The sequence below is a fragment of the Hyphococcus sp. genome (assembly GCF_041986965.1).
Classification (GTDB): domain Bacteria; phylum Pseudomonadota; class Alphaproteobacteria; order Caulobacterales; family Parvularculaceae; genus Hyphococcus.
Genome location: NZ_JBHIXB010000001.1, coordinates 389,302 through 398,059 on the forward strand (window position 1 = coordinate 389,302; position 8,758 = coordinate 398,059).

General features: G+C 60.0%; 9 protein-coding genes and 2 tRNA genes. 8 read left to right on the forward strand and 3 right to left on the reverse strand.

The window, feature by feature from the left end; translation table 11 throughout:
- Window positions 1-12 precede the first annotated feature (12 nt).
- Window positions 13-864 carry an ATP-grasp domain-containing protein gene (locus tag ACFC5L_RS01855; protein WP_375201985.1) on the reverse strand — a complete coding sequence of 284 codons (852 nt, stop codon included), beginning with the start codon at window positions 862-864 and terminating at the stop codon, window positions 13-15.
- A gap of 80 nt (window positions 865-944) precedes the next feature.
- On the opposite strand from ACFC5L_RS01855, the gene ACFC5L_RS01860 reads away from it, so the two are divergent.
- The 5 genes from ACFC5L_RS01860 to ACFC5L_RS01880 all read left to right on the forward strand — a co-directional run bounded on the left by ACFC5L_RS01860 (window position 945) and on the right by ACFC5L_RS01880 (window position 4,605).
- Window positions 945-1,454, forward strand: coding sequence for a DUF6265 family protein (locus ACFC5L_RS01860; RefSeq protein ID WP_375201984.1), 510 nt, complete (start codon window positions 945-947; stop codon window positions 1,452-1,454).
- Between the two features lie 142 nt (window positions 1,455-1,596).
- Window positions 1,597-1,668, forward strand: a tRNA-Gln gene (locus tag ACFC5L_RS01865).
- A gap of 5 nt (window positions 1,669-1,673) precedes the next feature.
- Window positions 1,674-1,738 (forward strand) — tRNA-Ser (locus tag ACFC5L_RS01870).
- A gap of 592 nt (window positions 1,739-2,330) precedes the next feature.
- Window positions 2,331-3,476, forward strand: coding sequence for a slipin family protein (locus ACFC5L_RS01875; protein WP_375201983.1), 1,146 nt, complete (start codon window positions 2,331-2,333; stop codon window positions 3,474-3,476).
- 205 nt (window positions 3,477-3,681) lie between these two features.
- Window positions 3,682-4,605: a hypothetical protein gene (locus ACFC5L_RS01880; protein ID WP_375201982.1), complete on the forward strand. Its 924-nt coding sequence runs from the start codon at window positions 3,682-3,684 to the stop codon at window positions 4,603-4,605.
- A gap of 61 nt (window positions 4,606-4,666) precedes the next feature.
- Here the strand turns inward: ACFC5L_RS01880 and yidD are convergent, their stop codons facing one another.
- Window positions 4,667-5,017, reverse strand: a complete 351-nt coding sequence (gene yidD, locus ACFC5L_RS01885; RefSeq protein ID WP_375201981.1) for a membrane protein insertion efficiency factor YidD — start codon at window positions 5,015-5,017, stop codon at window positions 4,667-4,669.
- A gap of 107 nt (window positions 5,018-5,124) precedes the next feature.
- Between yidD and trpA the strand changes: the two genes are divergently transcribed.
- The 3 genes from trpA to ACFC5L_RS01900 are packed head-to-tail and all read left to right on the forward strand — an operon-like array spanning window position 5,125 to window position 8,331.
- A complete protein-coding gene (trpA, locus tag ACFC5L_RS01890; protein ID WP_375201980.1) occupies window positions 5,125-5,949 on the forward strand; it encodes a tryptophan synthase subunit alpha in 825 nt (274 codons plus the stop codon).
- Between the two features lie 60 nt (window positions 5,950-6,009).
- The gene (gene accD, locus ACFC5L_RS01895) at window positions 6,010-6,987 is read left to right on the forward strand and encodes an acetyl-CoA carboxylase, carboxyltransferase subunit beta (protein ID WP_375201979.1); all 978 of its coding nucleotides are present in this window, start codon (window positions 6,010-6,012) and stop codon (window positions 6,985-6,987) included.
- A gap of 42 nt (window positions 6,988-7,029) precedes the next feature.
- Entirely contained in the window at window positions 7,030-8,331 is a 1,302-nt protein-coding gene (locus ACFC5L_RS01900) for a bifunctional folylpolyglutamate synthase/dihydrofolate synthase (protein ID WP_375201978.1), read from the forward strand.
- A gap of 26 nt (window positions 8,332-8,357) precedes the next feature.
- Here ACFC5L_RS01900 and trxA read toward each other — a convergent pair whose 3' ends face one another.
- Window positions 8,358-8,693, reverse strand: a complete 336-nt coding sequence (gene trxA, locus ACFC5L_RS01905) for a thioredoxin TrxA (RefSeq protein WP_375201977.1) — start codon at window positions 8,691-8,693, stop codon at window positions 8,358-8,360.
- Between the last annotated feature and the right edge of the window lie 65 nt (window positions 8,694-8,758).

Here is an 8,758-nt window from a genome sequence, read left to right on the forward strand (position 1 = left end):
ACTGCGTTTCTTTTACAGGCGATCGATCAGGACATCGGCGAACCGGTCCGCTCCTTCCGGGGCATAGGTGAAAAAGAGTTCCGGCTCAATGAGTTCGACTTCCATAAGCCGCATCGCCCCGTCAAGGACCACCGCATCCACGCGGGCGTAGAGCGGCGCTCCGGGGATGAGGCTCAACATCCGGGCGGCCTCAGCGACGGCCCAGTCCGGCGGGTCAGCGGGCGCCGACCTTCCCCCATGTTCCGCCTGGCAGCGGATTTCCCCTGATTTTGGCCGTTTTGTCACCGCATGGGTGAAGTCTCCGCCAATGAACATGAATGAGGTCTCGCCAAGCGCCCCGATTTCGGGGACCAGCGCCTGCACCAGACCGGGCATTCCCATTGTGTCCGCCGCCGCGGCGAGGCCCGCCTCATCGTCGCGCCTGACAAGCGACAACCCGCTGGCGGTCGCGCCGAATTCCGGCTTCACCACCGCCTCAATAAGCCCCATCTCGTCCATGGCCGCGGCGATGGCCGCCGCCTCCGGCAGCGCCGTCCTCGTCGGCGGCAGGGGCGCGCCCTTCGCGGCCAGATCGAGCAGATAGCGCTTAGACATATTGGCGCGCATTATCGCCGGCGGGTTGAAGACAGGGCGGCCGTCATCGAGAGCCTCAAGCCATTCGGCGAAGGCGCCCGGCGTTTGCTGATAGTCCCAGGTCGAACGAATAACGATCCCGTCCGCCCCGCCGAACGCCGCCTGATCCCCGTTCCACGGCGCGGCCCGCACGGCCACGCCGCGCGCCTCTAGCGCGCGCGCCGCCACCGCATCGCTTTCCTGCAAAGCCGGCTGTGCAAGGCAGGTCGCAAAAACGATATTTTTTGTCATGAGCTTTGCAGATTCAAACAGGCGTGAAACGTCTGTTGATATGTGGCATCCTGTGATCGGTCAAACAGACGGGGAAATCGATGAAAATCCAGACGATACGCTTCGCGCGGGCTGTTTTCGCGCTCGCCTTCGGCGCAATGCTCAGCCTTCCGGCGGCGGCGGAAACGCCTTATTCCCTCGCCGACCTCGCTTTTCTCGAAGGCCATTGGCGCGGTGGCGAGGATTTTGTTTTCGAAGAAACCTGGAACGGCGCCGAGGGCGGCGTGATGACCGGCATGGCCAGAGGTGTTTCATCGGGCGAACTGAAAGTCCTCGAATATATCGTGGTTTCCGAAGAAGAAGACGCGCTCGTCATGCGGTTCAAACATTTCCGCCGCGACTTCTCCACCTGGGAAGATGGCGGCCCGGTGACGCTGATGCTGACGGACGCGAAAGAAAAAGACGTCATTTTCTCCGCCGATCCGCCATCGGAAACGGTGAAATCCATTCGCTACTTCATGGCGGACGAAGACACGCTGCAAGCCGATATTGTCCTCATCGAAGATGGCGAAGAAGGCGGCTTTTCACTGGTGTTTGACCGCGTCGACTAAAATAAAGTTTGCATGACGGTGGACATTCACGGGCGCAGCTTTATAAGCCGCCGCCGGTTTTCATCGTTTCGTAGGGGTTTATCCGCCCCGCGGGCGCGGGCGGCGCTGCCGACGCCGTGTTCCACGGTGGAACCAGCCAAAGGTCTATTAGCTCATCGGGAGAGCGTCTGGTTTTGGTCCGGAAGGCGAAGGTTCGAATCCTTCATAGACACCACGATTGGATAGCTCAGTTGGTAGAGCACTACGCTGCTAACGTAGGTGTTGCGGGTTCAAATCCCGCTCCAGAAACGGCTTTTAACCGTACCAAACGGGGAAGGCCGGGGACATTCAGCCCGAAGGAAGAGTGGAAGGCTTCGGCCCGAAACAGATCCTGACGGCGCCTGGAAACAGGCCGCGCGCCGGCGCGGATACCGGCGGAGATCGATGGCGGAACGCGCCGCCTGACAGATCGGGGCTTTTAGGCCCGATGCTGCGGACAACGCCGAACGCCGGGAATTTTCGCCTCAAGCGCCGGACCGCCATGTTTGCAGGGAATGGATCCGGCCGACCTCTTTTTTCTCATCAGCACTCATCAACACAGACTGCCAAATTTTTTCCAACTATTTTTCATTTTTCTCTTTACACAGATGAATGACGCCGCTACATCGCGCGTCCTTTCGTCGGCATGGGGCCGACGATTTTGCAAAAGAGCCCGTTTTGAAAGCTGGCGATCTACATATGAGTTTCACTGGGCGCATGTCCGGCGAACGCATCTGCCGCTAGGGCTCTCTTTTTCAATGAAATAGGGCCTTTCAAGGCCTCTGCTTCGCCTCAAACCGTCCGGTCGAAACGCATATGCGTTGTTTCAAACCGGGCGCGAATAGAGGAGGCGAAGCGATGTTGAAAATATTCGTAATCGCTGAGAACCAACGCGGCCTCCTCATCAAGGATGGCCGCTTAATCAACGTGCTCGAACCGGGACGGCATATCTATTTCGATGTGTTCGGCCGGTTGAAGCTGGAATGCGTCTATGCGCAGGGCGTTTTCGCTTCGCCGTGGGCGGAGATCATGGAAAAGCGCCATCCGGAACTTTCGGCGCGCTACCTTGAAACCGTTCGCGTCGGCGAAGGTGAAGTCGCCATCGTCATGGTTGACGGCCGGGCCACCTATATCGTGCGTCCGGGCGCAACGGCCTATGTCTGGAAAGTCCTTCAGGAGGTGACTGTCGTTCGCATCAATGTGGGGGATAATCCGCGCCTGACCAAAGCCGAACTTGTCGCCTATGAAAAAGCCACGGCGACAAACGAACGCTCGACGGCGGCCATCGCTATCGTCACGGTCGGCGAAACGGAAAAAGGCCTTGTGTTCTTCGACCGCGAATTGGTCGATGTCCTGAAGCCTGGCCGTTACGGCTACTGGCAAATCGGCCGGACGGTGACGACCAAAACGCTCAACATGCGTCCTCAGCCGGTCGAAGTCACAGCGCAGGAGATCCTGACCAAAGACCGGGTCTCGCTGCGCGTCACGCTGACTTCGTTCGTTGAGGTGACGGATGCGCAAAAGGCTGCGCTCGCAACGCCGGACTATCAGAACCATGTCTACCGGCTGGTTCAGTTCGCGGTGCGTGAAGCGGTCGGCGGGCGCACGCTTGACGAAGTGCTCAACGACCGGGAGACGGTCGACGCGCAAATCGTCAATCATGTCCGCCGCGAACTTGGCGACATCGGCGTCGCGGTGAAAGAGCTTGGCGTCAAGGACGTCATTCTTCCGGGTGATATGCGCGAGCTTATCAACCGGGTCGTCGAGGCGGAAAAAACCGCGCAGGCGAACCTCATCCGCCGTCGCGAAGAAACGGCCGCCACGCGGGCGCTTCTCAACACGGCGCGACTGATGGAAGACAATCCGACGCTTCTGCGTTTGAAAGAACTGGAAGCGCTGGAACGCGTCACCGAACGCATCGGCCGCATCGACGTCCATGCAGGCTCGGGCGAAGGCCTGAATGTCCTTGTGGACCGTCTGGTGAGCCTCAAACCCCGCGACTGAACAAGCGGGGACGCGAAAACTGTAAGACAGGGCGGCGTTCATACGCCGTCCTGTTTTTATTTTACCCCTTATGTGACGCACATCACAGGACGCCGGGAAATCACCCCTTCCCCGCCCCATTTGCGTCACCTTTCCTGCCAATCCTTAACGTGCCTTGACGCGCATGGAGCGCTATTCTCAGGGCGCTGAAAAATGGGGGAGAACCATGATCAAGCAAGCTCTTGCTGCGGGCGCCGCAGCGCTTTTCACCATCACATCCGCTCACGCCGGGCAGCCGCTGAACACGTGGCTCGGCAATTACGTCAAAAACACTGACGGGCTCGACAGCCTGTCCGTTTCCAACAGCGGTGGAAATCTGAAGATTTCCGTTAAAGGCGAGTGCACGCCCAACCCTTGCGACTGGGGCGAGGCGCCGGCGATCGCCTATTCCAATTCCGCTTCAACCGATCCGTCATCGAACACGGAAGCGATCATCGCAACCTACAATCAGGGGTTCGCGACCAAAACCGTTGTGCTTGACGGGCGCGCCGGCAACACCATTCGCGCCCATGTGTACACGCATTTCACCGACAATAGCGGCCGCGACGATTACGTCTCGCATGTTTCCCTGAAAAAGGCGCCGCTGGTTGTGCGGCCCATTCCGGGCGTCATTACGGCAACGCCGCTGAAGCCCTTCAAGGAAGATTGCGTTTCGCTCAATCCGAACACCATCTCCGTTGAAAATAAAAACGGCCGCTGGAAAGTCGTTGACGGTTCGCACTGGCTGCTCGACGCCGGCTCCAACAAGTCGGAAATGGACCGTGCGAAAACCATCATCCAGCATTACGGCTTTACCCAGCACTGCTTTGTTGGACGTCCCGACCCGTCGCTGAGCTACTGGCTGAAAGCCGGCGCAGCGCCGAGCGGCGCGCTTTCCGGCGAGGATTGCGTCAACATCAACCCGAACGGTCTTTCGATCAAAAATTCGGGAAGTCACTTCACCATTGTCTCTAACGGCAACCACTATGCGTTCACCGCGCCAAGCCAGGCGGAAGCGCAGGAAGTGATCGACGTCGTCAAATATTACGGCTTCACGAAGTCCTGCTTCGTTGGGCGGCCCGGCCCCTCCATGCGCTACTTACGCAAGTAACCGGCGCAGACCACAGGGCCGTTCACTGCAAGCGGAGCGATGGGCAACCATCGCTCCGTTTTTATTTCCGATCGGCGCCGCTCGCGCCCGTTCGTTCTGTCCAGGCCCAGTCGCCAAGTTTCCAGAATCGCCAGCCCACCTGCGGCGCGTCATCGGGCACGGGATCGAACCCATGGGAGCCGAAGGGGTGACAGCGCGTCACCCGCGAAAAGGTGAGCCAGAAGGCGCGGCCGAATTTGTGTTTGTGGAAAGCGTCGACGCCATATTGCGAACAGGTCGGCTGATGCCGGCACCTGACGCCAATCAGATAGAGCGCCGGCGACAGCGTGCGCCGATAAACCCAGATGAGGCCAAGCATGCCGCGCCCGGCGAACCCTGAGCGCATGGTCGTTTTTTCCGGCGCGTCTTCCATGGACGGGATATAGCCGCACAGCTTTTCCTTGCAATCCGCCCCTCTTGCATTCCCCAGCGGGGGCGTTAGGCAGGCGGCTTCGATTTTTGAACAGGCGGCCCCCTTCCATGTCCCGCATCAACGCCCGCTTTGAAAAGCTCAAGGCCGAGAACCGCGCCGCCTTTATCCCCTTCATCATGGCGGGCGATCCGGACGGGCCCCTGTCGCTCGACCTCATGAAAAAACTGCCGGGCGCGGGGGCGGACCTGATTGAGCTCGGGGTCGCCTTCACCGATCCTATGGCCGACGGGCCGTCGATCGCGGCGGCAGGGCTGCGCGCCCTCAAATCCGGCCAGACGCTTATCAAAACCCTTGAAATGGTTCGCTCATTTCGGACTGAAGACGATGAGACGCCGGTCATCCTCATGGGCTATTACAACCCGTTTTACGCCTATGGGCCGGACAAATTCGTCGCCGACGCCAAACAGGCCGGGGTCGACGGGCTGATCATTGTCGACCTGCCGCCCGAGGAAGACGCCGAATTATGCCTGCCCGCCCGCGCCGCCGGCCTTGATTTCATTCGCCTCGCGACCCCCACGACCGATGACGAACGCCTGCCCATGGTGGTCCGCAACACCTCGGGCTTTGTTTATTACGTCTCGGTCGCCGGGATCACCGGCAAGGGGACCGGCCAGACAGAGACCGTAAAAGACGCCCTCGACCGCATTCGGACTGCATCGGGCTTGCCAGCAGCGGTTGGTTTCGGCATCAAAACAGATGAAAAAGCACGGGAGTTCGCCGTCTTCGCAGACGCGGTAGTGGTTGGCTCCGCCCTGGTGGACGAATTTGCTAAAGCCCTTGAAGCGAGCCCCGGCGAGACCGATAATGCCGTTAACGCGGTCTTGAGGCTGGCGCAGGATATTTCGGGGGCGATCCGCGCCGCACGCTCGTAAAGCGGTTACGGCCCCAATACACGAAACTGTAATAAGGTAACGTAGAAAGCGCTGTCGGATATGAGCTGGCTCTCCAACATTCCTCCGGGCATCAAAAACATCTTCAAGCCCAAGGACGACAATTCTGACACCCTGTGGACCAAATGTCCGGGTTGCGGCGAAATGATTTTCCAGCGCGACCTCGACGCTGCGCATCAGGTCTGCCCGTCTTGCGATCACCATCTGGCGATTGCGCCAGAGGAGCGTCTTGCGCTGCTTTTCGACAACGGCGCCTTTGACGAGATCGACCTGCCGGAACCGGTCACCGATCCTTTGAAGTTTCGCGACGAAAAGAAATATGTCGACCGCCTGAAAGAAAACCGCCGCAAAACCGGCCAGCCGGACGCCATGCGCGCCGCACATGGCATGGTCGACGGCGTCGGCGTTGTCGCGCTGGTGCAGAATTTCAAATTCATGGGCGGCTCCATGGGCATGGCGCTTGGCGAAGCGATGCTGAAAGCCGCCGAGACGGCCGTTGAACGCCGTGCGCCGCTGATCGTTTTCGCCGCCTCCGGCGGCGCGCGCATGCAGGAAGGGATTTTGTCCCTCATGCAGATGCCGCGCACCACCATCGCCGTGCAGATGGTGAAGGAAGCGGGCCTTCCCTACATTGTTGTGCTGACAAACCCGACGACCGGGGGCGTCACCGCTTCTTACGCCATGCTCGGCGACGTCAACCTTGCAGAGCCCGGCGCGCTGATCGGCTTTGCGGGACCGCGCGTGATTGAACAGACCATTCGCGAAAAACTGCCTGAAGGCTTCCAGCGTTCGGAATTCCTTCTGGAAAAAGGCATGGTCGACATGGTCGTCTCGCGCGCCGACATGAAAACGACGCTGTCGAAACTGATCCGCGTGCTGGTCAAGGAACGCCGCCAAAGCACTGCGTCTGCGGCGAAGCCCGCAGCAATTGCGTCAGCGCCGGCAAAGGTCGCCAAGCTTGAAAAGCCGAAAAAGCCTGCGCCGAAAGAACCGCAGAAGCTCGACAAGGCCGCTGAATAGACCCCATACTGATTATATCACGATTACCGTAAGGAAGCGCCCGTGAGCGACATCGAAACCGTGCTCGCGCAGATCGCGAACCGGCGCCCTGTCATCATCGATCTTTCGCTGGACCGCATCAAGTCGGCCCTGTCACGGCTGGGCGATCCGCAAAAGAAACTGCCGCCGTTTTTTCATGTGGCCGGCACCAACGGCAAGGGATCAACCGTCGCGTTCCTGCGCGCGGCGCTGGAAGCGGCCGGGCATTCGGTGCACGTCTACACGTCGCCCCATCTCGTGCGCTTCAATGAGCGCATCGTCACCGCCGGAAAGGAAATTTCCAACGCAGACCTTATCGACGCCTTGCAACGGGTCGACAGCGCCATGGGCGAAGACATGCTCACCTATTTTGAAACGACAACCTGCGCGGCGTTTCTCGCCTTTGCAGAAACGCCGGCCGATTACGCCGTCATCGAAGTGGGGCTGGGCGGGCGGCTCGACGCCACCAATGTGATGGAGACCCCACTCGCCGCCGTCGTGACGCCTGTCGATCTCGATCATCAGGCGTTTCTCGGCGACACACTCGGAGAGGTCGCCAGCGAGAAAGCCGGCATCTTCCGCCGCAGCGCGCCCGCTGTCATTTCCCGCCAGACGCCCGACGCCATGGCGGTGTTGCAGGACCGCGCAAGGCGCATCGGCGCGGATATCCACGCCTTTGGCGAACAGTGGAATGTTTATTCAGAACACGGACGGCTCATCTATCAGGATGATGACGGGCTTTGCGATCTCGACCCGCCGCGCCTTCCCGGCGGCCATCAGATCGAAAACGCCGGAACCGCCATCGCCGCCCTGCGCGCAGCCGGGCTGGACCTCTCCGACGCCACCATTTCAAAGGGGCTCGCCAGCGCCCACTGGCCCGCGCGCATGCAACGCCTCACCAAAGGGCCGCTGATCGACCTCGCCCAAAGCCTCCTCGGGCAGGAACCGGAAATCTGGCTCGACGGCGGGCACAACCCCCATGCCGGCCGCGCCATCTCAAGCCTTATGGCCGACATGGAATCGCGCTCATCAAAACCGCTGGTGATGATTTCAGGCATGCAGGCGAATAAAGACGCCGCCGGTTATTTCGCACCCTTCGCCGGGCTCGCCCGTGAAGTGTACTGCGTCGCCGCTGATCATGACGGCGTTCTGTCGCCGCAAGAAGTGGCGGCAGCCGCGCAGGCCGGCGGGCTTAAAGCCGAAGCCTGCGTTTCTTTGGAAGAGGCCATAAAAAAGGCGTGTGCGGATAAAAAAAACGAGCCGCCAAGATTGCTCATCAGCGGCTCGCTTTATCTGTCCGGCGAAATCCTGACCGAAAACGCCTAGTCTTTTTACGCTTTCCTGAAACGCGCCTAGGCTGCGGTTTCGCCCAGCACCTCTTGAACCCATGCCTGAAGCTGGCTCTTTGGCGCGGCGCCGACGCGGGTCGCCACATGTTCACCGCCGGAAAAAATCATCAGGGTCGGAATGCCGCGCACACCGTATTTGCCCGGCGTTTCCGGATTCTCGTCTATGTTCACTTTGGCGACGGTGAGCTTGCCCTCAAACTCTTGCGCAATTTCATCCAGCGCGGGCGCGATCTGCTTACAAGGGCCGCACCATTCAGCCCAGAAATCAATAAGCACAGTATCGCCGCTATCAAGCACATCGCTATTGAAGCTCGCGTCGGTGACGGTTTTTGCAGCCATGGGAATCTCCTAAACTCTGGAACTGAGAAGATAGCGCGCGCCGGGCCCGTTTCAACCCGTCAGTT

Coding starts and splice junctions, on each gene's coding strand:
- ACFC5L_RS01855 (WP_375201985.1), bottom strand. CDS start 864: ATGACAAAAAATATCGTTTTTGCGACCTGCCTTGCACAGCCGGCTTTG.
- ACFC5L_RS01860 (WP_375201984.1), top strand. CDS start 945: ATGAAAATCCAGACGATACGCTTCGCGCGGGCTGTTTTCGCGCTCGCC.
- ACFC5L_RS01875 (WP_375201983.1), top strand. CDS start 2,331: ATGTTGAAAATATTCGTAATCGCTGAGAACCAACGCGGCCTCCTCATC.
- ACFC5L_RS01880 (WP_375201982.1), top strand. CDS start 3,682: ATGATCAAGCAAGCTCTTGCTGCGGGCGCCGCAGCGCTTTTCACCATC.
- yidD (WP_375201981.1), bottom strand. CDS start 5,017: ATGGAAGACGCGCCGGAAAAAACGACCATGCGCTCAGGGTTCGCCGGG.
- trpA (WP_375201980.1), top strand. CDS start 5,125: ATGTCCCGCATCAACGCCCGCTTTGAAAAGCTCAAGGCCGAGAACCGC.
- accD (WP_375201979.1), top strand. CDS start 6,010: ATGAGCTGGCTCTCCAACATTCCTCCGGGCATCAAAAACATCTTCAAG.
- trxA (WP_375201977.1), bottom strand. CDS start 8,693: ATGGCTGCAAAAACCGTCACCGACGCGAGCTTCAATAGCGATGTGCTT.